This window comes from Streptomyces sp. Act143, from assembly GCF_003143935.1.
GTDB lineage: Bacteria > Actinomycetota > Actinomycetes > Streptomycetales > Streptomycetaceae > Streptomyces.
This window is the reverse complement of record NZ_QFRX01000001.1, coordinates 6,594,228-6,613,997: the sequence shown is the minus strand read 5'-3', so window position 1 is coordinate 6,613,997 and position 19,770 is coordinate 6,594,228. Positions and strand designations below refer to the sequence as shown.

The window sequence follows — 19,770 nt, the reverse complement described above, 5'->3', positions numbered from 1 at the left end:
GGCTAGGTCTTCCCGATCAGGATGATGGCGACGACCAGGCCGTAGATGGCGATGCCCTCGGCGAGGCCGACGATGACCATGGCCCGGCCGAAGAGCTCGGGCCGCTCGCTCAGCGCGGCCAGCGCCGCGGCTCCCGTGTAGGCGACGGCGATGGCCGCGCCGATGGACGCCCCGGCGACCGCGATGGCGGCGCCGATCAGGGCGGCCGAGCCGGACCCGGAGCTCTGTGCGGCAGCGGTCGTGGTCGCGTCGGCCTGTGCCGGCCCGCCGCTCAGCGCGACCAGCAGGAGCGCGAGCGCGCCCGCGAACAGTGCCGCGTCCGCCGCGAGGACCGACCGCAGCGCGGCCCGGCTGCGGCGCCGCAGCAGTCGGCGGGTGGCGGCGAAGGCGCCGACGAGTACCGGCAGTGCGATCAGCCAGACGATCATGATGGCACCTCCGTGCCGATGAGTGGGGGCACCTGTTCGTGCTCCGTCTGCGTGGGCACGTGCCAGGGGCGGAAGGGCCGCCCCTCGGCGTCGAAGACCCGGGAGAACAGCTCGTAGAACTCCAGCCGCAGGGCCTGTACGCCGGCCACCAGTGCCTCCAGGGCGAAGGCCAGCGCGTTGCCGAGGGCGAAGAGGAGGAGGGCGGCGAGGACCGCGAGGGGGCCGGCCGCGGCCAGGGCGGTGGTGCCCTGCCAGACGATGTCACCGAGTGCCGCGTGGGTGAGCCCGAAGGCGGCCAGCCGGGCGAAGGAGACGGTGTTGGACCCGATGCGGACGACCACGTCGAAGAGCTGGACGCCGGTCTGCAGGGCGCCCGAGGCGCCGCCGCCGGATGTCGCGAAGAGCCCGGTGCCGGCCAGCGCCAGCCCCGCGAGCGCGAGCGTGGCGCCGCCCGCCGTGAGCGCCGGGGTGTGCAGGGCGAAGCCGGCCGCGAGCGCCGCGAGGCCCAGGAAGACCGTGGCACCGGCGATGCCGGACGCCGCGTACAGGGCCCGGCTCGGGCCGCCCTCGCGCCACCGGTTGACGATGCCCGCCGCGTAGGCCAGGGCCAGCAGGCCCGCGCCGAACGCGATCGCGCTGCCCAGCAGGCGCATCGGCTGGTCGAGGGGGTTCAGCCACAGCACCGGCAGCACGCCGGTGGGGCCGAAGAACTCGCCGTAGGCGAATCCCGCCAGGGTGCTCGTCACGCCCGCTCCGGCCAGGAACGGCCACAGGGGGCGCAGGGAGGCCCACCGGCGCGGGCGGCCGGAGCGCAGCAGCAGCGCGGCAAGCAGGAGCAGGGTGCCGTGGCCGGCGTCGCCGAACATCATCCCGAACATGACGACGTAGGCGATGCCCGCGGGCAGGGTGGGGTCGACGTCGGCGTACGGGACGGTGCCGTAGGTGCGCACCAGCGGCACCAGGGAGCGCCGCACGGTGCCGGTGTCATGGAGTCGGGTCGGCGGGTCGATGCCGCGCGGGGCGCGCAGGGGTACGACGGCGCCGCCGACGTCCGCCAGTCGTGCTGCCAGGCGGTCCACCTCGGTCGCGGGGCACCATCCGGCCAGGGCGGCGGCGGTGCCGTGGGCCACCGCGGCCTGCTGGTACGTCTCCAGTTGGGCCTCGCCCGCCAGCAGGTCGGCGCGGCCCTCGCGGTGGAGTGCGTCGAGGTCGGGCCGGGTGGCGGACAGCCGGGGGCGGGCGGGCCCGGCGGTCAGTGTCCGCAGGTGCCGGGCGGCCGGGCCGAGCGTGTCGTGGCCGGAGCCGTCGGGGCGGTCGAGTTCGACGCAGCCCGCGTCGGCGACCCGTACGAGGGTGTCCCGCAGGGCGGCGCGGGGGGCGACGACGGCCACGCGTCGCATGCGGGCCGGTGCCAGGGAGTCAGCCCAGGAGTTCATCGAAGGCCTCCCGTGCCCGGCCGCCGTGCGCGGCGCATTCCAGCCCCGCGCGGACCCGCCACGCGTCGGCACGCAACAGCCCGACCGCTCCCACGACGGGCGCCAGGTCGAACCGGGCCGCGCTCAGCAGCGACAGCGCCTCCCGCTCGACGGTGCGCCACCAGCGGGCCTCGGCGCGCCACAGGTCGGCGGGCCGCTCCACGTCCTCCAGCACCCAGCGGGCCGTCTTCACCAGCCGGGTGCGGAAGCCGGCGAAGGAACCGGCCCGCACGGCGGCCGTACCGAGCAGGCGGGCGGCGTCCCGCGCGGCCGGTCCGGTGGGCCGGCGGCCGGTCAGGAAGACCTCGCGGGCGACCAGCAGGGCGGCCTCGCCCGCCGCCCAGCGCGCGGCCGGGGGCAGGTTAGCCGCGGTGCGGGCGGCAGCCGACAGCCGCATCCCGGTGACCACCGCCGCCGGGGTGTCGCCGCCGGGGTCGCCCCACACGGAGGCGGCCAGCGCGGCCCGTATCTCGGCAGGTGACGCGGCCCGGGACAGCCGGGGCCACGCGGTCGACAGCGCACCCAGGCGGTACGGCGGCGGCGACGGCGTACCCGCCAGGGTCCGCAGCCGGTCCCGGGTGTTGGCGATCTCGAACCCGGAGGCGAGCAGGCGTACGGCCCCCGCTCCGGGCCGGGGCTGCCATCCGGCCAGCACCCGCAGCTGCCACACCAGGGTGTCGGAGACGGCGCGCTGGGCCTCGGCGGCCCCGGCCGTCACGTCGAGTCCGCGCCGGTAGGGGGTGCCGGCCAGCATGCGCAGGGAGTCGGGCAGGCTCGGTGCGGTGGCCAGGCGGCGCGCCGTGTCGGGGCCGACGCGCCCGGCGGCCATGGCCCTGGCCCGGGTCACTCCCGCGACCCACCCGGCGCTCATGGTGCCTCCTGGCGGGCTCCGGTCGGTTCCGTGCCGTCAGGCGCGGTGAGTTCACGGGTCACGCGGGCCACGATGCGTGCCGCCAGCCGCGGGGTGCGCGCCCGGGCGCGGTCCTGGAGGTCCCGTACGGCGTCCCTGGCCGCGGCGTCGGCGTGCGCGGCTTCGGTGACGGCCTGCGCGCGCAGGCCGGCCGCGGTCTCGCTCCTGACCTCCGCGGCCCGCCGCCGGGCCGTCCGCACGATGCGGTCGGCCTGTTCGGCCGCGGCCCGGCGGCGCTCGGCGGCCTCCCGGTCGGCGGCCTCACGGAGGGCGGCGGCCTCGGCCTCGGTGGCGTCCAGCAGGCTCAGCGGGGGCTCCAGCTCGGCCGCGAGCTCGGCGGACCGGTCGGCCGGGACGGCACCGCCGACCGCCGGACCGGGCGAGCCGGCCGGCCGGAAGCGCGCGAGGAACTCGCGGAACCCTGGCATGAACACCTCCCGGCGGCTGTCTGGCGCCACCTGTGGTCTTCTGCGGTCTTCCTGTGGTCTTGTGCGGACTTCCTGTGGTCTTGTGAGCTCTCCTTCACGCTAAAAAGGCCGCCGCCCACCCCACAGGGGCCGTTTGACCTGCGGAAGGGGCCGGGCGGCCCTGTACCTGGCGGCAGGACGGCGCGATGGTGAGCGTAGGAGTCATGTCCGCGCGCACCGCGGGAGGTTGCCATGGACGACCGAGAGGCGCGGGAAGCCGGCGCAGCGTCGAGGGAGGCACGTCGTGCCGTTCCTGGCTATGCCGGGAAACCGGCCGACGAGTTCCGCCAGGATCTGATGGTGCGCTACTTGCAGGCCATGGCCTCGCACTCGGCGCGGACCGCCGCCGAGGAACCCGCAGTCGCCGCGCCGCATGTGCACAGGGCTGCCCGGCCCGGCGCGAACAAGGACCTTCAGGTGCGGCAGATCATGAGGCGGGCCGTCGCCACGGTGTCCGTGGACACACCGTTCCTGGACATCGCCCGGATGCTGGCCCGGCAGCAGCTCGGGGCCGCGCCCGTGGTGGACGACGCCCAGCGCGTCGTCGGTGTGATCGCGGAGTCCGATCTGCTCGCCCGGGCGGCCTCGCTGGCCTCCGGGGCCGGGGCTCCTGGCACGTTCGCCAAACTGCTCGGCCGCCGCCACCCCGCGGACGGGGGCGGGACCGCGGCCACCCTGATGTCGGCGCCGGCACTCACGGTGCACCCCTGGACCCCCGTGGTCGAGGCGGCCCGCACGGCCGCGCACTCCCGCATCCGGCAGATCTTCGTGACCGACCTCAAGGGCACGCTCGTGGGCGTCGTCAGCCGCAGCGAGCTGCTGCACGCTCTCGTCCGGGACGACGCGGCGATCCACACCGAGATCGTGGAGCACGTGGTCCGGGACCACCTGGGCATCGATCCCGCGCAGGTGGAGATACGGGTGCGCAACGGCACCGTCACGCTCAGCGGTTCCCTGGACAAGGAACTCATCCCGCGGCTGAGCGACGAAGTGGCCCGGATCCCGGACGTGTTCGAGGTGGACGACCACCTCACCGCCCGCTGAACGGGCGGCACGGGACGGCTTCTGACCCGGTATCGGCTGTCGCGCGCGGGCCGGACACCGTCACACTGCGGTCGAAGGCCCGGAATCGGGTGCGGGAGAGGCGGTCGGGTCGTGGAGATGCCCTCGGACGTGGAGATGCCCGCGGCCACGGAGCAGGCGCGGTTGTTCGGAGCCGGCCCGGTGCCGCGGCACGGCCCGCTGGACCGGTTCCTGCGCGACCGGGTGTACGGCGAGGTGCTCGGGATGTCGGGTGCGGACCTGCGGTTCGTGCTGGGGCCGTCCGACAACGGGGCCATGGTGCGGTGCGACGAGGTGACGACGTCGACTCCGGTCATGCTCAAGGTGTACGGGCTGAAGTGGATCGACGGCCGCCGCTGGGACCGCCCCGCGCTGCGGGCCGATCTCATGCGCCGCGAGTACGACAACCTGCGGCGCGTCCAGCCGCTCGGCGCCGGCCGCGGCCGGCACAGGGTGGTGCGGCCGTTCGCCGCCGCCGCGGAACTGGGCGCCACGCTGGCGGAGGAGCTCGTCCTGGGCCCCGACCTCCTCCACTACATCGAGGCGGCGGCCCGCTGGTCCGGGAACGGCGAACTCGACGCCCGGTTGAGGCAGGCCGCCGAGTTCTTCGCGGACCTGCACACCCTGTCGGCGACCGGCCGGCCCGGAGACGGGCGTGGCGCGCTCGCCTATCTGGAGAAGGTCGTCGCCCAGCTCACCGACTTCCGGATCCTCACGTCGGCCGAGGCCGCCGCGCTGCGGAGCGTCGGCCGGGCCTGGGAGGTGCCGGGACGGCTGGGCCCGCCGGACGAGGTGCTCATCCACGGGGACGCCACCCCCACCCAGTTCCTCTTCCCGCCGACCGGGGAGCTGGTGGCCGTCGACTTCGAGCGCCTCCAGTACGGCGACCGGGCGGCGGACATCGGCCGCATGGCGGGGGAACTCAAGCACCTCTTCCGCCTGTACACCGGCGACCCGTGGGCCGGCGAACCGCACATCCGGCACTTCTACGCCGCCTACCTCGCCGCGGCCGCCCCGGCGGTCGAGGCCGACGCGCTCCTGGACCGGGCCCGCTTCCACATGGCCTGCTCGGAGCTGCGCATCGCCCGCAACTCCTGGGTGGACTGGGACAACCGGCGTTTTCTGGTGAGGGAGGCCGCGGCATGCCTGGCCCCGTGACCCCGCGCGTGGTGCTCTTCGACCTCTACCGGACCCTGATCGACATCACCACGGACGAGCGGAGTCCCGAGGTGTGGCGGCAGCTGGCGCGGTTCCTGGACTACTGGGACACGGTCCGCGTCGACCCCGATGAGTTCTCGCGGCAGTACTTCGCCCAGGCCGCACGCCAGTTGACGCAGAGCTCCGAGCCGCATCCCGAGATCGACATCACCCGGGTGTTCCTCGACGTCCTGCGCGCGTTCGGCTTCCGGCGGGCCGACGGCCTGGCGGCGATGTGTCCGCCGCTGCTGCGGGTGCTGAGCATGCGGCACTTCGGCACCTACCCCGACGTCCTGCCGGGCCTGTCCAGGCTGCGCACCCGGTTCCGCCTCGGGGTCGTGAGCGACGCCCAGATCCCCTTCATCCACCCCGAGATCGAGACCGCCGGTCTCGCCCCGTTCCTCGACGTCGTGATCGTCTCCGCGGAACACGGCATCCAGAAGCCCGACCCACGCCTCTTCGTCCTCGCCCTCGACCGGCTGGGCGTCGGCCCCGAGGAGGCGGTGTACGTGGGCGACAACATCGGACGCGACATCCGTGGCGCGCGGGCGGCGGGCATCAGGGCCGTGCTGGTGGACCGCCGGGGCCGGTTCGACGCCGCCACCGCGACCTGCCGCCCGGACCAAGTGGTCGGCGGGCTCGACGAGTTGTGCGGCTCACTGCTCGGCGACGGCCGGTGACGCACCACGCCGGACGGGTCAGGAGGGCGGCCGGGGCGGGCCCGGGTCGGGGTGGACATAGTTCAGGCGGACCGGTTTCTGCTCCGCGCTCAGGAACGCGGTGAGCTCCTGGTTGGCGCACAGCTCGCTGTCGGAGTCGTCCGGCAACCGCAGGTGGAACGCCTGGAACAGGTCGAAGCGGTGCAGGTCGAACGCGGTCCGGATGAGGACGCCGTACGCGACGGCCGCCGACACGGCGGTGCGGTACGCGACGAAGGAGCCCGCCCACAGCACCGCCGGGACGGCGAGCCACGGCAGCCCCTCACGGCCGGCCAGCGCGAACCGCACGGCGGTCAGCGGGACCAGGAGTCCCAGGGCCACGCTGATGCGCACCGCGAAGTCCAGCTGGTCCCGCTGGTCGTCCACGGCTTCCCGGACACGCGGGCCCAGCACGCCGTACAGGGCGGGCCACACCGTGACGGCGTCGAGGCGGTATCTGCGGTACGGGGCCAGCTCGGCCGCGCGCAGCGCGTTGCCGAGGCGGGTCGGCAGGAGGTTCTCCCGGTCGGGGAACTCCTGCATCAGCCGCGCGGTCGCGAGCTGCTGCCGCCATGCCGGGACGAGCGCCCGGGTCTCCCGCCAGATGCCGCGGCGGCTGCGGGCCGCCAGCAGCCGCGACTCGTCCGGGACGCCTCCGGACGAGCGCTCCACCAGCTTCTCCAGTCGCCGCCGGTGCCGGAAGACCAGCAGGGTCGCCAGCCGGGCGGGACAGTGCGGCCACCACGCCCAGTACCCCTCCAGCAGCCGGACCAGGGGCAGTTGGAGGGAGTGGGTGAGCAGCGCGAGGCAGGCGACGCCCAGGGCCAGCAGCAGCAGGTGGGTGCCGCTGAGATCGTCGGCCGCGTCCTTGAGGTTGCCCCAGCGCGGCGGATCCCCCAGCGCGAACACGGCCAGGACGGCGGAGACGAGGAAGGTGGCCGGCAGCAGTCCCACCACCCGGAACCTGCTGAGTCCGCCGGTCAGAACCCCGGCCAGCCCCTGCCACATCATCGCGTCCCCCCGGGCGGGGCCGTCTCCACGTACCGCCTGCCGTGCCGCTCACACGTTGGGAAGTACACCTCGTGGTGGTGCAGTAACCGCGTCGGGGTTTGGTCGGGGTCGCATTCGGGACAGCGCACCCACACCTCGCATCGCGGCGCCGGGATGCCGGGCAGCTGCCACATCGGCACACCGGCCTCCTGCCGGGCCGTGACCCGTGCCAGCGCGGCCTCGACCTCGCCCAGTCCGTCCGTGGCGGCCAGCGGCTCCAACCGCTCGACGGCCATGAGCAGATACGTGTGCGCCCATGCCAGATCGCCATCGGCCTCCGCCGACTCGGCCAGCGTACGCAGGACGCCGGCCTGCTGCTCCGGCAGCTCCATCCGCTCGTACAGGGCGAGGCTGGTGCGCAGCCGTGCCTCGGCGGCGGCCCGGTCGGGACCGGCGAGGGCCAGGCGTCCGAGGTGGTGCTCCATGTTGGCCACGCCCCACTGCTCCCCCGCCGCCCGGTAGATCTCCAGCGCCTCCTGGTACAGGGGCCCGGCCGCCGCGTAGTCGCCCCGCGCCTCCGCGGCGGCGGCCTGCCCCGAGACGAGGTGGCCGCGGACCTCCAGCGGAGTGTCACGGGAGGCGAGGTCCAGGCCGTTGCGCCGGTGCTGTTCAGCCTCGTTGACGAACCCCATCTGCTCGAAGACACGGCCCAGGTACTTCTCGGCGATGGCCCGGCCGTGCCGGTGGTCCAGCCGCTCGAACTTGTCGTACGCGCGCTCGCACCATTCGCGGGCCTCCTCGAGACTGCCCTGCATGAGCCGCACCCGGCCGAGCGGGAAGAGCGCGCACCAGGCCTGCGCCTCCTCGTGGTCGATCCGGTCGGCGGCGTCGTAGGCCTTGAAGCCGAGCTCGAAGGCCTGGTTGTACAGGTGCCGGTGGTACAGCACGGCGTGGAGCGCGTCACGGAAGCGGAGCACGGCCTGCCAGTCACGCAGGCCGTGGGCCTGTCCGGCCGCCCAGAACTCGTTGAGCAGGGTGTCCCCCGTGACGCCGTGCTGGGCGCCGCCCAGCGAGGCGTGCCGCTCGGCCAGGACCAGGCCGTAGGCGACCGCCTGCTGGATCAGTCGCTGCGCCTTGTCCTGGCCGCACCCGTACAGGGACTCCAGCCGTACCCGCTGCGACACGTGCACCCGCTGCGGGCCGGGTTCCACGGCGAGGAGTCCGAGCACCTCCAGGCGGCGCAGACACCGCTGGGTCTCCGCGCTGCCCTGGTGCAACAGCTCGGCCATGTGAGCGAGTTCGAGAGGTTCGGGGAAGACCGCGGCGAACTCCAGCGCCGCCCGTTCCACCTCGGTCAGCCTGCTCATCGAGTGCCTGATCACATGGCGGATCAGTCCGCCGCTGCCCCGGCTCTGCGGAAGCGCGAACTCCGCCAGGGGTGCGCCGTCGGCCAGGGCGCCTACGAAGAGCCGCAGGGCGAAGGGGTCGCCGGTCGCGCTGCCCAGGGTCTCCTGGATCCGCTCCGGGTCGGGCACGCGTTCCCTGGGCAGGCCGAGGTCCGCCGCGGTGTCCCGCACGAAGGCGTACGCGTCGCCGGGCGGAAGGGGGCCGAGCGGGACGTCGCAGATGCCGTTCTGGCAGTAGTCGTCCGGCAGATGGCTCGTGGCCAGCACCGTGGTGGGCGCGGGGAACAGGTCGAGGAGGTCGGCGGGCGCGAGTCCCCGCAGTTCGTCGATGTCGTCGATGAGCAGCAGACAGCGCTGCTGGGCCAGCGCGCCGCGCAGCAGGTTCCAGCGCTCGCCGGGCGAGGCCTGAAGCAGGCCGCGTACGCGCAGTCCGGAGGCGATCTGCTGGAACAGGGCGTCGGTCGTCCACCCCATGTGCTGCCGGTTCGGGAAGGGCGCGGACAGCGGCGAGGACCGCCGGTACGCCCAGGCCACGCCCGTCGTCCGGGCGGCCCCGTCGGCGCTGGTCAGGTAGCGGCGGGCGGCTTCGCGGATCAGGTTCGAACTGCCATAGCCGGCCGGGCCGCGGACGACGATGAGCCGCTCGCCCCGCTCCAGGGCCTCCTCCACGGCCCGGAGTGCGCCGTTGTGGCGCAGCGGCCGTTTGTACGCCCGCCACGGCAGCCTGTCGTCCAGGGGCCGCCGCCGCGCGGAGACGGGGCCGCGGGACGGTTCCTCGGTCAGGCGTTCGTCGGGCTTGCGCACCGGCGTGTTGGCGTACAGCAGGCCGTCCTTGGCGGCGCTGTAGAGAACGGGCGCCGCCCAGGACGTCCCGTGCAGGGCACCCGCGCTGAGCTTGTGCCGGGCGCTCGTCATCGCCGTTTCGAGCCGCTCCCCGTCGACCAGGGCGTCGTAGAACGCGTACGAGAAGTCCGCCACTTCGCGGTCGGTGACGACGCTCTGCATGGCGACGGCCGCCGGGACGTCGGCCCGGAACGCGGCTTCGGCCACGCCGAGCAGCCGGTTCGGGGAGCAGGCGCCCTCGTGGTCGCCGCCGCACGCGCACGACAGGAAGAGCCGCAGATTCGGGTTCCGCACCAGGATCGTGCCCAGGCCGCGGCCGTCCAGGCGGTCGGTCCCGCCGTGCTCGTCCTCGAGCAGCAGACAGTCCGCGCCGTCCTGCTGTCCCCCATGGCCGATGAACTGGACGACGTCCCAGCCGCCGCCCATCTCCTCGTCCAGCCGGGCGATGGTCGCGTGCTCAAGGACGTGCAGCTCGACGTGCGGACTGAGGTGTCCGAGGACCTCCTGGACCCGGCGGACCGTCCTGGGGGCGTCGTAGCGCGGCTGGTCCTGGGGTTCCGCGACCACGACCAGGATCCGCAGCGGGTGCGGGAACTCCTTCTTGGCGGGCTCCGGCGTCAGGTCGCTGTAGCGGACGATCGGCCGCAGCGGCGACAGCACCAGGGGATTCGTCGCCAGGCCCGGGGGGCGGATCAGCTCCCACGGCAGGGCGGCGAGCTGGGGATCACGGATGTCCAGCCGCAGCCGCAGCGGCTTCTCCCGGCCGAGGGAGTTGACGGCCCAGTCCCACACGACCCGCAGCCCGGCGGGGAAGAGCGCGTCGAAGAGTTCCTGCCCCAGTTCCCCGGCCTCGGCCTCCGTGGCGGTGCCGTGGGCGAACCGCCCGACCCGGGCCGCGAGAGCGGGGTGCCGCAGTTCGAGCTGCACCAGATCGCCCTGGCTACCCGGCCTGACCACCGCCTGCACCCAGGTGTCGTTGTTCCGGTCCCGGTGAATCCTCAGATCGAGATCGGAATAGAACGCCGTCTCCACGACTGCCCCCGATCCGGAGCACCCACGGCCGGGACGCCCCTTGCCGGCTCGTCCTGATCTTCCCCAATTAACCTATTCTGTCGCGGACTTGACGGTTCCGACCGGGGCCGAAGGGCCCAGGAATCCGGAACATGCTGTTCGCCACCCCCGTCGGGGACCTTCGGCCCCTGCCTCGGGCGCCCCGCCGTGCGCGAACGTCGGAGGCAGGACGACCCGGGAGGCATCATGTCCGCTGTCTCTGCGCCGCAGCGCCACACCGTGCCGGAACCTGGGCGCGGCGCCGCGGTGTCCGTGTCGGGGCTGGTGAAGAACTTCGGGCGGACCCGTGCTCTGGACAGGCTGGACCTGACGGTCGCCACTGGTGAGGTGCACGGGTTCCTCGGCCCCAACGGCGCGGGCAAGACCACCACGATCCGCGTCCTGCTCGGGCTGCTGCGGGCGGACGCGGGCGTGGCCCGGCTGCTGGGCGGCGACCCCTGGCGCGACGCCGTCGCACTGCACCGGCGGCTGGCCTACGTGCCCGGCGACGTCAGCCTGTGGCCCAAGCTGACCGGCGGCGAGATCATCGACGTCTTCGGGCGGCTGCGCGGCGACCTCGATCCGGCCCGCCGGGACCAGTTGCTGCAACGGTTCGAGCTGGACCCGACCAAGAAGGCGCGCACCTACTCCAAGGGCAACCGGCAGAAGGTCGGTCTGGTGGCCGCGCTGGCCTCCCGCGCCGAACTGCTGCTCCTGGACGAGCCGACGTCGGGGCTCGACCCGCTGATGGAGAGCGCCTTCCAGGACTGCATCCGCGAGGTCAAGGCGGAGGGCCGCACGGTGCTGCTGTCCAGCCACATCCTGGCCGAGGTGGAAGCCCTGTGCGACCGGGTCAGCATCATCCGGGCGGGCCGCACCGTGGAGAGCGGCACGCTGGCCGAGCTGCGGCACCTGACGCGCACCTCGATCGACGTGGAGACGGTACGGACGCCCACCGGCCTCGGTGCGCTGTCCGGCGTGCACGATCTGCGCGCGGAGAACCACCGGCTGCGCTTCGACGTGGACACCGATCGCCTCGACGCGGCCGTGCACCACCTGACCGGCTTCGGGATCCGCACCCTCACCAGCCGGCCGCCGACACTGGAGGAGCTGTTCCTGCGGCACTACGGTGACGACGCCGACGACCGGGACGACGGGGAACGGTCATGAGCCGGTCGGCCGAACTCACCGGCACCGCCGTCCTCACCCGGCACATCCTGCGCCGCGAACGGCTGCGCATCCTGCTGTGGACAGTGGCCGTCCCCCTCCTGGTGCTGCTGACCGCGGCCAGCGTCAAGGGGCTCTATCCCACGCAGCACGATCTCGACGTGGCGGCCGAGGCCAGTCGGGACAACGCCGCCGCCATCGCCTTCAACGGACCGGCCCAGGGGCTCGACACCCTCGGCGGCGAGGTGGCCTTCCAGGTGGGCACGCTCGGGCTGGTGGTGGTCGCCCTGATGAGCATCTTCATGACCGGGCGGCAGACCCGCGCCGAGGAGGAGGCGGGCCGCGCCGAGCTGATCCGCGCCCTGCCGGTCGGCCGGCACGCCAACGCCACCGCGACCCTGCTGGTCGTGACCGCGATGAACGCCGCCGTCGGCACCCTGGTGACGCTCGGCCTGCTCGGCCTCGACCTGCCCGTCGAGGGATCGGTCCTCTTCGGCGTCTCCTTCTGCGCCGTCGGCCTGGTGTTCGCCGCGATCACCCTCCTCGTCGCCCAGATCTCGGAGAACACGCGCGTGGTGCACGGCAGCACCGGGGCCGTCCTGGGCGCGGCCTTCGTGGTGCGGGCCGTCGGGGACATCGGCAACGGCACGGCGTCCTGGTGGTCGCCCATCGGCTGGGTGCAGAAGGCCCGGCCCTTCGCGGACGAACGCTGGTGGCCGCTGCTCGTCCCGGCCGCCTTCGCGGTCGCCGCGATCGCCGCCGGGCACGCGCTGTCCGACCGGCGCGACCTCGGTGCGGGCCTGGTGCCGCCACGGCCGGGCCCGCCGCGGGCGGCGCCGGGTCTCGGCCGGCCCCTGGGGCTGGCCCTGCGGCTGCAGCGCGGCAGTCTCATCGGCTGGAGCTGCGGGGTGTTCCTGGCCGGCGTCGCCTACGGCTGGGTCGCCGACGACGTCGAGGACTTCGTCGCCGACAACGACACCATGCAGGACCTGATCGCCGGGTACGGCGGAGCCGACCTCACCGAGGCCTATCTGTCGCAGTCCCTGCTCGTCGTGGCCCTGCTCGGCGCCGGATACGCCGTCCAGTCCGTACTGCGGCTGCGCGGCGAGGAGACCGGGCTGCGGGCCGAACCCATGCTCGCCACGCCGGTCTCCCGCGGCCGGTGGGCGGCGAGCCATCTGACGATCGCCCTGGTCGGCAGCGTCGTCGTGCTGACGGCGGCCGGCCTGGGCACGGGGCTCGCGTACGGCGTCACCAGCGGCGATCTCGGTCAGGTGCCCCGCCTGGTCGGCGCCGCGCTCGCCTACGCGCCCGCGCTGTGGCTGCTCGCCGGGCTCGCCGTCGCGCTGTTCGGGCTCGTGCCGCGCAGCACGGCCGTCGCCTGGGCCGCCCTCGCCGCCTGCTTCGTCATCGGCCTGCTGGGCCAGGCCCTCGACCTTCCGCACTGGGCCCGCGACGCCTCCCCGTTCGCACACATCCCCCACCTGCCCGCGACCGACCTGAGCCTCACCGCACCCACGCTGCTCACGGCGGCCGCCGCCGTCCTCACCGCGGCCGGTCTGGCCGGGTTCCGCGGCCGGGACGTGGGCTGATTGGTCGTCAAAAGCCCGGTGGACAGGCCGGTGTGCGTCACCGCGGGCCGGTCGGCCCGGTACAGGACCGGTCGGCCTCTGTCGCCGCCCCCGGCGGGCGCGCATGCTGTCGGCATGCCCGGTCGCACGGCGCGTACGGCTCTGGCCCCGGGCCCGGCAAGGAGCATCTCCATCGGGCACGGGAGGAGGCCGCGATGAGTACCGTTCCGTGGCGTCGGTCGCGCAAGGAGCCGATGACCCTTCTGGATCTGCCGTGCACCCACCGCACGGTCGGGGTGGAAGCCGCTGTCCGGCTGCCGACCGTGATGATGCTCGTGGTCGAGGACGCGTGCACCGCCTTCGCCCGGGAGGACTGGCGGGCCCACGAGCCGCCCCGCTGGCGCCCGCGGGCCCGCCGCCGCTGGCACAGCGAGGGACGGCGGCTACGGGACAAGGAGACCCGGCTGCGGGAGCTGGCCGTCCAGTGCCTGGACACACCTGACTGACCACCGTCGTCCGTTCGCGCCGCAAACCCCGCCGGTCGTCCCCCGGCAGGGACCGAACGGCCCAGCCCGCGTCACCCGCCCGCGACCGACCATGGAGGAGACGGGGCCGGACGGGCTCGCGGCGCGCTGTCAGGGCCGCGGCCTCGCCCGTGATCCGCTGCCGCCACGGCCGAGTACGACGTCGTACGGCGGGCCGGATCGGCGATCGGCGCGATGAACGGGCCATACGGAGAAGGGCGCTCGGCCATGGAGCGGGAGGGACGGGACCCCCGGCTCCCGGGTCGGGGCGCCGTGAGGCGAGGCAACCGATGAAGGAGACGCTGCCCCTGGGGCGGATCGCCGGTGTGCGCGTCGGCCTGCACTGGAGCGTGCTGGTCATCGTCACCCTGGTGACCGTCACGCTCGCGGCGGGCCGCCTCCCCGACGCCCATCCCGGCCACCCCGGCTGGGCCTACTGGGCGGCGGCGCTGCTGACGGCGGTGGTGTTCCTGGCCTCGCTGCTGGCCCACGAACTCGCCCACGCGGTCGTCGCCCGCCGCAACGGCGTCCAGGTGGACGACATCACGCTGTGGATGCTGGGCGGCGTCGCCCGCCTGCGCAGCGAGGCACCGAACCCCCGGGCGGAGCTGCGGATCGCGGGCGTGGGGCCGCTGACCAGCGCGGTGGCCGGCGCGCTGTTCACCGGACTCGCCCTCGGGCTGGAGGCCATCGACGCCTCCGGGCTCATGGTCGAGGCGATCGCCTGGCTCGCCGCGATCAACGTCATGCTGGCGGTCTTCAACGCCCTGCCCGCCGCGCCCCTGGACGGCGGCCGACTGCTGCGCGCCTTCCTGTGGCACCGCACCGGCGACCGGATGCGGGCCACCCGGGCGGCCTCCGCGGCAGGCCGCATGCTGGGCTGGTTCATGATCGTGACCGGGTTCGCGGCGATGCTCTTCGCGGGCGACCTGTCCGGGCTGTGGCCCGCGCTGATCGGCTGGTTCCTGATCAGCACCGCGACCGCCGAGGAGCGGGACGCACGCGTGCGCGGCGTCCTGGACGACCTGCCGGTCAGCCGGGTGATGACCCGCGACCCGGTCACCGTCAGGGCCACCACACCCCTGTCCGCGTTCCTGGCCGAGGGCCCGTTCGGCCGCTACCGGCACTCCGCCTTCCCCGTCCTCGCCGCCGACGGCACCGCGACCGGGCTGGTGACGGTGGCCCTCGTCAACCACACCCCGCTCCCGGCCCGGGCGACCGCCACGGTCGGGGATGTCATGCGTCCCCTGCCCGACGTGCTCACCACCGCCCCGTACGACCTCGTCGTGGACCTGCTTCCGCGGCTGCAGGCGAGCCGCGACCGCCGAGCGCTGGTCCTCGACGACGGCCGGCTGGTCGGCATCGTCACCCTGGCCGACATCAGCCGCGCCCTGTCCTGGCTCGACACGGCCACCAGGCCCCGCCCCTGACCCACCCGACACCGCGCGCCGAGGACTTCGCGCGCACCCCGAGGGAGGCGCACATGAGCACCGCATCACCGCCCCGTGCCCCGCGCACGGCTCGATCCGCCCGCGCTCTCGCGGAGCCGCCCGGCCGGATCGAGGTCACACACGTGGCGGACCGGGCGTTCGCCCTCTTCATCCGCGAGCACGAGCTCAGCGTCGACCAGCCCGTCGAGGCCGGCGGCGACAACGACGGCCCCACCCCGGTGGAGCTGTTCGTCGCGGCCCTCGCCGCCTGCGTCGCCGCGGACGCCGTCCGCTTCCTGCAACTCCTCGACCAGCCGTACGACCACCTGCGGGTCAAGACGGACTTCCGGATGACGGACGACGGAGCGCCCCGCGTCTCGGCCGTCCGTCTGCGCATCCTGCTGCCCGCGCCGCTGAGCCGGGTGCTCCGCGAGGGCCTGCACGCCGTGGTCGGCCGCTGCGCCGTCCACAACACCCTGTGCGTCCCGCCCGAGGTGACGATCGAGAGCGACGCTCCGGCGCCGCTCAGCGTTCGGCCGGACCGATCCGGCGGCCGGTGAGGCGCGTGGGCCGGATCGCCACCCACATCTCCCGCGCACCCCCGGCCCACGGCTCGGTATGGGCGTGCTCGACCAGCCGCCGCACCGCCTCCGGTTCCGTGACGGCCCGCGCCGGGCCGACGGCGAGCACGCTCCAGCCCTGGCTCATGGCCTCGTCGAGATGGTCGACCTCGAAGGCCACGTCCGCTCCCACGGCCCGTGCGGGCACCGAGCCGGGCGCGGTACGGAAGACGATCGCGTCGTCGACGACCGCGTAGTTGACCGGGACGACCGCCGGGCCGTCGGGAGTGGACACCGCGACGCGCCCCACGCCGTGCGTGGAGAGCCGGGCGCGGCACTCCTGCGGGCCGAGGTCCCGCAGCTCGGGGTGGAGGAGCGCATGGCCCTGGCCCGGGGGCAGATCGATGCCGCCCCCGCGCAGGGCCGCGACGCTCGTGCCCAATGCCGCCGCCAGCCGGACCAGGCTCGCCAGACTCGGGTCGGCAGGGTGTTCCTCGAGATACGCCAGGTAGTCCGGCGCCATGCGGGCGCGCCGGGCCGTCTCGCCCCGGGTCAGGCCCTGCCGACGCCGTTCGGTGGCCACGCGCCGCCCGATGTCACCGGAGCCGGACGCCCCGGCCCCGGCGGGGGCTTCCGTACCGGCACCCGTCTCGCCGTCCGTGCCGCCCGGGCGGGGGGCCTCAGGGCTCCCGGCCTCCTGCGCGACGTGCCGGACCCGCGCGTCGGGCCCCGGGAACACGAGCGTCACCTCGTCCGTGTCCGACCAGCGGACGTCGTAGGGAGGGGTGCCGTCCTCGTGGTGGAGTCCGATGATCTCGCCGTCGCGCCTGGTAGCGCCGGTGACGGGGCTTTCCACGACCAGATGGTCGCCGACGTGAGCTCGCATGATCGCCGCCGTTTCCGCAGAATGCTGTTGTACCCAACGTGCCACGCGCGACGTGCCGCCGCACGGGCGAGAAGACCCTGGTCGGGGGCCACGACGAGCCGGTGTCACGATCCGAAGGGAACGGTGCCATGCACCATCGAACGGTCGCAGAGCTCATGTCCCGAGACGTCGTCCGGGCCCGCCGCGACACTCCGTTCAAGGAGATCGTCAGACTGCTGGCGGAGCACGGAGTCACCGCCGTACCCGTGGTGGACGACCTGGACCGCCCGCTCGGGGTGGTCTCCGAGGCCGACCTGCTGCGCAAGGCCGCGGACCGGAGCGATCCGTCGGACCGGACGCCGATTCCGCGCCTGGAGGCGTGGGAGCGGGCCAAGGCCGAGGGGACCAGGGCCGAGGAGCTGATGTCGGCGCCCGCCGTGTGCGCGCGCCCGGACTGGAACGTGGTGGAGGCGGCCCGGCTGATGGAGGTCCACCACGTCAAGCGGCTGCCCGTGGTCGACGACACGGACACGCTCCGGGGCATCGTCAGCCGCGGCGACCTGCTGCGGGTCTTCCTGCGCCGGGACGACGCCATCCGCGACGAGATCACCGGCGACGTGCTGCGCCGGACCATGGGTCTCACCTCCTCGGAAGTGACGGCCGAGGTACGCGAGGGGCAGGTCACCCTCGGCGGTTGCGTCGAGTACAAGAGCCTGATCCCCGTCATCGAGCGGCTGTGCCGGAGCGTCGACGGCGTGGTGTCGGTCGCCGAGCACCTCACGTACCGGACCGACGACACCCGGCCCTCCCCCGCCGGTACGTGAGACACCTCGGCGACCGACGCCGTACGCCGTCCTCGCGGTTCAGCCGGTGATCTCGATGCGGTGCGGCCTGGCCTGCTCGGTCTTCGGGACGCGCACGGTAAGGACTCCGTTGGTCAGGTCCGCGCTGACGTGCTCGGTGTCGGCGTTCGGCGGCAGGCTGGTGCGGTAGTCGAACTGGCCGATGCGGCGGGTGTGGCGCCGGACCACGCCGGTGCGTGCCTTCTCCTTGATCTCACCGCGGACATCGAGCTCCCCGTCCGTGACTTCCACGGTGATCTGGTCCTTGTCCACACCGGGCAGTTCCAGCTCCACCAGGTAGGCGTCCTCGGTGTCCTCGACATCGGCCAGGGGCGCCCATGCCTCGATCGCGGACTCGGGGAAGTCGACCCCGGGGAAGGGGAAGGTGGCGTGCATGAGCTGGTCCATCCGATTCCGGAGTTCCTGCAGCTCATGGAAGTGGAAGGGGCCCCATGCCGCGCCCCTGTCGCGTCGCTCGGGAAGAGTCATCGCTGGTCCTCCTTGCTTCTCACAGTGCCGGGCGCCCGGTCACGGCGCGTTCCGGATGCGTACGGCGGCAACGCGCCCTCATGAGAGCGTTTACGGCGCAATTGCCGGTCCGTCTCCCACCATCCGCCGGCGGCAGCCGCCGGGCCAGAGTCCGAAAGGTCCGCACCCGGGCCGAACGGCCCCGTCCGCAGGGCGGGGGAAAGGCCGCCCCGAGTGGTCCCCGGCCCGCCCGAGGTGAACGGCGCAGGGTCGCGCAATGCCCCGACCGTCCCCGGTCCTTTCCCCGCAGCGGGCCCTTTGCGGCCCCGCCCGAGGCCCACCGGCCCTGGCACCGGCCTGAGCGACGCGCGACGCTGACACCAGAAGGGAACGACAGGCGGCTTCCACGTCGTCCCCTCCCGTCGGCATACGTTCCTCTCAGGAAGGCGGCGGATCTCATGTATGCGTTCGGGATGCTGGCGCTGCTCGGACTGGCTGTGCTGATCGTCGCAAGGGTCGGGCACCGCTATGTGCAACGGCTGCCGGAGCTCTGGGCGTTCACCCTGGTGGCTCTCGGCATGGGCACCGCGTGGCTCGCCGACTTCGACCTCTTCGGAGCCTGGAACCTCGCCGTGCGCAACGACACCATCGCCACCACACTCACCGGATTCCTCGTCGCGGGCACGGCGTACTTCTGGCACGAGGTGCTCCACTTCCTCGCCGGTGTGGCCCGTAAGTTCACCGACGAGGCCAAGGTGCTGGAGGAGGAGCAGCACCTGCGCAGGGTCGCCTGAGGCTGATGCGGCCTGCCGCCGCCCTCACGGCGAGCGGAACCGGAGGGGCACGGATCTTCGCGCCCCTCCGCCGTGCGCCGGCCGCTGACAGCTCCTCAAGGAGAGATCGGGTGGTGCTCGGCCGCCGGGTGCAATCCCGCGCGCACTTCGGCTTTCGCCTTCCTCTCCAGGCCGCGGCGCTCCTGCAACTCCTCGGGGAACGGGTGCAATTCACCTTTCCTGGCGTGCGTGATCTCGAACAGGTCGTGCGCCGTGACGGCAAGAGCCTGACCTTTCTCCGTGCGCTCTTCCTCAATCGCACGCAGCGCGTCTCGGAACAGGCCCTTCTCGTGCTGGAACTCCCTGACGAGGATGCGGATCTCGGATGCGCACTCGGCGTAGTTCCTGTACTTCGGCACTGCCGAAGCAAACGCGGCGCTCAGCGCGACGAGCGAGACGATGGCCTGCGCCCACCAAGCCGTGGAGGCCGTCAGAAGAGGCCAGACGCTGAGTCCGACGAGGGTACTCAGCATGGTGGAGGCCACGGCGAAATAGTCGGCCCTCCGTTGCAATTGCGCTCCGTAAGGGCCGAGTTCGTCACCCCAGAATCGTGCGCTGTCTTCGCATTCTGCAAGCGTGTCCGGCGAGATCCTGCGGGTCGGCTGCTCTGCTTCCATGGTCATGGATCGCCTCCGGGCCAGTCGAAATGGGCAGCTTCCCGCAGATTCTTCTGGCCGTCAGGAAGGCCCTGTTGCCGTGGGCCGCTCGGTCTCAGGTGTCGAGTGGTGGCGAGGCGGTGCGGGCGACCAGGAACCGTGCCGTGTCGGCCAGGGTGGTGAGTTCGGGGTAGTCGTCCTCGTCGATGCGCACGCCGGTGCGCTCCGACAGGATCTCCACCAGGCTCAGGAAATCGAGCGAGTCGAGTTCCAGCACGTCCCGCATCTTGTCGTCGGGCCGGACGTCGGTGAAGTCGGCGTCCGGGATGATCTGCGTGATGGACTCCTTGACGACGGTCAGTGCCTCCGTGCTGTTCAGGGCCTTCAT

General features: G+C 73.5%; 20 protein-coding genes. 10 read left to right on the top strand and 10 right to left on the bottom strand.

Features of this window, described 5'->3' with window-relative positions:
* Positions 1 to 2: 2 nt before the first annotated feature.
* The 4 genes from DI272_RS30275 to DI272_RS30260 are packed head-to-tail and all read right to left on the bottom strand — an operon-like array spanning position 3 to position 3,241.
* Positions 3 to 428, bottom strand: a complete 426-nt coding sequence (locus tag DI272_RS30275; RefSeq protein ID WP_109498375.1) for an ATP synthase subunit C — start codon at positions 426 to 428, stop codon at positions 3 to 5.
* Positions 425 to 1,864, bottom strand: coding sequence for a V-type ATPase 116kDa subunit family protein (locus DI272_RS30270; RefSeq protein WP_109498374.1), 1,440 nt, complete (start codon positions 1,862 to 1,864; stop codon positions 425 to 427). The genes DI272_RS30275 and DI272_RS30270 overlap by 4 nt, the downstream gene beginning before the upstream one ends.
* Entirely contained in the window at positions 1,848 to 2,774 is a 927-nt protein-coding gene (locus tag DI272_RS30265) for a V-type ATPase subunit (protein WP_109498373.1), read from the bottom strand. Before DI272_RS30265 ends, DI272_RS30270 begins: the two co-directional genes overlap by 17 nt.
* Complete coding sequence (locus DI272_RS30260; RefSeq protein WP_109498372.1) at positions 2,771 to 3,241, bottom strand: hypothetical protein; 471 nt, start codon at positions 3,239 to 3,241, stop codon at positions 2,771 to 2,773. The genes DI272_RS30265 and DI272_RS30260 overlap by 4 nt, the downstream gene beginning before the upstream one ends.
* Before the next feature lie 231 nt (positions 3,242 to 3,472).
* On the opposite strand from DI272_RS30260, the gene DI272_RS30255 reads away from it, so the two are divergent.
* The 3 genes from DI272_RS30255 (at position 3,473) to DI272_RS30245 (ending at position 6,219) form a co-directional block, all read left to right on the top strand.
* On the top strand, positions 3,473 to 4,324 hold the full coding sequence (locus DI272_RS30255) for a CBS domain-containing protein (RefSeq protein ID WP_109498371.1): 852 nt from the start codon (positions 3,473 to 3,475) through the stop codon (positions 4,322 to 4,324).
* 117 nt (positions 4,325 to 4,441) lie between these two features.
* Positions 4,442 to 5,500 carry an aminoglycoside phosphotransferase family protein gene (locus tag DI272_RS30250; RefSeq protein ID WP_258314916.1) on the top strand — a complete coding sequence of 353 codons (1,059 nt, stop codon included), beginning with the start codon at positions 4,442 to 4,444 and terminating at the stop codon, positions 5,498 to 5,500.
* Positions 5,485 to 6,219: an HAD family hydrolase gene (locus DI272_RS30245; protein ID WP_109498369.1), complete on the top strand. Its 735-nt coding sequence runs from the start codon at positions 5,485 to 5,487 to the stop codon at positions 6,217 to 6,219. Before DI272_RS30250 ends, DI272_RS30245 begins: the two co-directional genes overlap by 16 nt.
* An 18-nt stretch (positions 6,220 to 6,237) precedes the next feature.
* Here DI272_RS30245 and DI272_RS30240 read toward each other — a convergent pair whose 3' ends face one another.
* Positions 6,238 to 7,248, bottom strand: coding sequence for a hypothetical protein (locus DI272_RS30240; protein WP_181387358.1), 1,011 nt, complete (start codon positions 7,246 to 7,248; stop codon positions 6,238 to 6,240).
* Complete coding sequence (locus DI272_RS30235; protein ID WP_109498367.1) at positions 7,245 to 10,508, bottom strand: CHAT domain-containing protein; 3,264 nt, start codon at positions 10,506 to 10,508, stop codon at positions 7,245 to 7,247. Before DI272_RS30235 ends, DI272_RS30240 begins: the two co-directional genes overlap by 4 nt.
* A 225-nt stretch (positions 10,509 to 10,733) precedes the next feature.
* On the opposite strand from DI272_RS30235, the gene DI272_RS30230 reads away from it, so the two are divergent.
* The 5 genes from DI272_RS30230 (at position 10,734) to DI272_RS30210 (ending at position 15,778) form a co-directional block, all read left to right on the top strand.
* Complete coding sequence (locus tag DI272_RS30230) at positions 10,734 to 11,696, top strand: ABC transporter ATP-binding protein (protein WP_109498366.1); 963 nt, start codon at positions 10,734 to 10,736, stop codon at positions 11,694 to 11,696.
* Positions 11,693 to 13,285: an ABC transporter permease gene (locus DI272_RS30225; RefSeq protein ID WP_109498365.1), complete on the top strand. Its 1,593-nt coding sequence runs from the start codon at positions 11,693 to 11,695 to the stop codon at positions 13,283 to 13,285. The genes DI272_RS30230 and DI272_RS30225 overlap by 4 nt, the downstream gene beginning before the upstream one ends.
* A 194-nt stretch (positions 13,286 to 13,479) precedes the next feature.
* Positions 13,480 to 13,770, top strand: coding sequence for a hypothetical protein (locus DI272_RS30220; protein WP_146238402.1), 291 nt, complete (start codon positions 13,480 to 13,482; stop codon positions 13,768 to 13,770).
* A gap of 308 nt (positions 13,771 to 14,078) precedes the next feature.
* Positions 14,079 to 15,218, top strand: a complete 1,140-nt coding sequence (locus tag DI272_RS30215) for a site-2 protease family protein (RefSeq protein ID WP_181387357.1) — start codon at positions 14,079 to 14,081, stop codon at positions 15,216 to 15,218.
* A 53-nt stretch (positions 15,219 to 15,271) separates the two neighbouring features.
* Positions 15,272 to 15,778, top strand: a complete 507-nt coding sequence (locus DI272_RS30210) for an OsmC family protein (RefSeq protein WP_109498363.1) — start codon at positions 15,272 to 15,274, stop codon at positions 15,776 to 15,778.
* Here DI272_RS30210 and DI272_RS30205 read toward each other — a convergent pair.
* Complete coding sequence (locus DI272_RS30205; RefSeq protein ID WP_109498362.1) at positions 15,744 to 16,664, bottom strand: pyridoxamine 5'-phosphate oxidase family protein; 921 nt, start codon at positions 16,662 to 16,664, stop codon at positions 15,744 to 15,746. The two genes, DI272_RS30210 and DI272_RS30205, sit on opposite strands and share 35 nt — an antisense overlap.
* A 128-nt stretch (positions 16,665 to 16,792) precedes the next feature.
* Here DI272_RS30205 and DI272_RS30200 point away from each other — a divergent pair, with 128 nt between their 5' ends.
* Positions 16,793 to 17,467 (top strand): CBS domain-containing protein, encoded by a 675-nt coding sequence (locus DI272_RS30200; protein ID WP_109498361.1) that lies wholly within the window; start codon positions 16,793 to 16,795, stop codon positions 17,465 to 17,467.
* Positions 17,468 to 17,506: 39 nt separating this feature from the next.
* On the opposite strand, the gene DI272_RS30195 is transcribed toward DI272_RS30200, so the two are convergent.
* Positions 17,507 to 17,974, bottom strand: coding sequence for an Hsp20/alpha crystallin family protein (locus tag DI272_RS30195; protein ID WP_109498360.1), 468 nt, complete (start codon positions 17,972 to 17,974; stop codon positions 17,507 to 17,509).
* Positions 17,975 to 18,411: 437 nt separating this feature from the next.
* On the opposite strand from DI272_RS30195, the gene DI272_RS30190 reads away from it, so the two are divergent.
* The gene (locus DI272_RS30190; RefSeq protein ID WP_109498359.1) at positions 18,412 to 18,747 is read left to right on the top strand and encodes a hypothetical protein; all 336 of its coding nucleotides are present in this window, start codon (positions 18,412 to 18,414) and stop codon (positions 18,745 to 18,747) included.
* 95 nt (positions 18,748 to 18,842) lie between these two features.
* Here DI272_RS30190 and DI272_RS30185 read toward each other — a convergent pair whose 3' ends face one another.
* Positions 18,843 to 19,409 carry a hypothetical protein gene (locus tag DI272_RS30185; RefSeq protein WP_109498358.1) on the bottom strand — a complete coding sequence of 189 codons (567 nt, stop codon included), beginning with the start codon at positions 19,407 to 19,409 and terminating at the stop codon, positions 18,843 to 18,845.
* Between the two features lie 88 nt (positions 19,410 to 19,497).
* On the bottom strand, positions 19,498 to 19,770 hold the full coding sequence (locus DI272_RS30180; protein ID WP_109501120.1) for an acyl carrier protein: 273 nt from the start codon (positions 19,768 to 19,770) through the stop codon (positions 19,498 to 19,500).

Bases quoted from the DNA above. Each gene is read 5' to 3' on its own strand.
- DI272_RS30270 (WP_109498374.1), bottom strand. From the start codon at position 1,864: ATGAACTCCTGGGCTGACTCCCTGGCACCGGCCCGCATGCGACGCGTG.
- DI272_RS30240 (WP_181387358.1), bottom strand. From the start codon at position 7,248: ATGATGTGGCAGGGGCTGGCCGGGGTTCTGACCGGCGGACTCAGCAGG.
- DI272_RS30180 (WP_109501120.1), bottom strand. From the start codon at position 19,770: ATGAAGGCCCTGAACAGCACGGAGGCACTGACCGTCGTCAAGGAGTCC.
- DI272_RS30225 (WP_109498365.1), top strand. From the start codon at position 11,693: ATGAGCCGGTCGGCCGAACTCACCGGCACCGCCGTCCTCACCCGGCAC.
- DI272_RS30215 (WP_181387357.1), top strand. From the start codon at position 14,079: ATGAAGGAGACGCTGCCCCTGGGGCGGATCGCCGGTGTGCGCGTCGGC.
- DI272_RS30265 (WP_109498373.1), bottom strand. From the start codon at position 2,774: ATGAGCGCCGGGTGGGTCGCGGGAGTGACCCGGGCCAGGGCCATGGCC.
- DI272_RS30220 (WP_146238402.1), top strand. From the start codon at position 13,480: ATGAGTACCGTTCCGTGGCGTCGGTCGCGCAAGGAGCCGATGACCCTT.
- DI272_RS30245 (WP_109498369.1), top strand. From the start codon at position 5,485: ATGCCTGGCCCCGTGACCCCGCGCGTGGTGCTCTTCGACCTCTACCGG.
- DI272_RS30200 (WP_109498361.1), top strand. From the start codon at position 16,793: ATGCACCATCGAACGGTCGCAGAGCTCATGTCCCGAGACGTCGTCCGG.
- DI272_RS30260 (WP_109498372.1), bottom strand. From the start codon at position 3,241: ATGCCAGGGTTCCGCGAGTTCCTCGCGCGCTTCCGGCCGGCCGGCTCG.
- DI272_RS30250 (WP_258314916.1), top strand. From the start codon at position 4,442: ATGCCCTCGGACGTGGAGATGCCCGCGGCCACGGAGCAGGCGCGGTTG.
- DI272_RS30255 (WP_109498371.1), top strand. From the start codon at position 3,473: ATGGACGACCGAGAGGCGCGGGAAGCCGGCGCAGCGTCGAGGGAGGCA.
- DI272_RS30230 (WP_109498366.1), top strand. From the start codon at position 10,734: ATGTCCGCTGTCTCTGCGCCGCAGCGCCACACCGTGCCGGAACCTGGG.
- DI272_RS30195 (WP_109498360.1), bottom strand. From the start codon at position 17,974: ATGACTCTTCCCGAGCGACGCGACAGGGGCGCGGCATGGGGCCCCTTC.
- DI272_RS30205 (WP_109498362.1), bottom strand. From the start codon at position 16,664: ATGCGAGCTCACGTCGGCGACCATCTGGTCGTGGAAAGCCCCGTCACC.
- DI272_RS30185 (WP_109498358.1), bottom strand. From the start codon at position 19,409: ATGACCATGGAAGCAGAGCAGCCGACCCGCAGGATCTCGCCGGACACG.
- DI272_RS30275 (WP_109498375.1), bottom strand. From the start codon at position 428: ATGATCGTCTGGCTGATCGCACTGCCGGTACTCGTCGGCGCCTTCGCC.
- DI272_RS30210 (WP_109498363.1), top strand. From the start codon at position 15,272: ATGAGCACCGCATCACCGCCCCGTGCCCCGCGCACGGCTCGATCCGCC.
- DI272_RS30190 (WP_109498359.1), top strand. From the start codon at position 18,412: ATGTATGCGTTCGGGATGCTGGCGCTGCTCGGACTGGCTGTGCTGATC.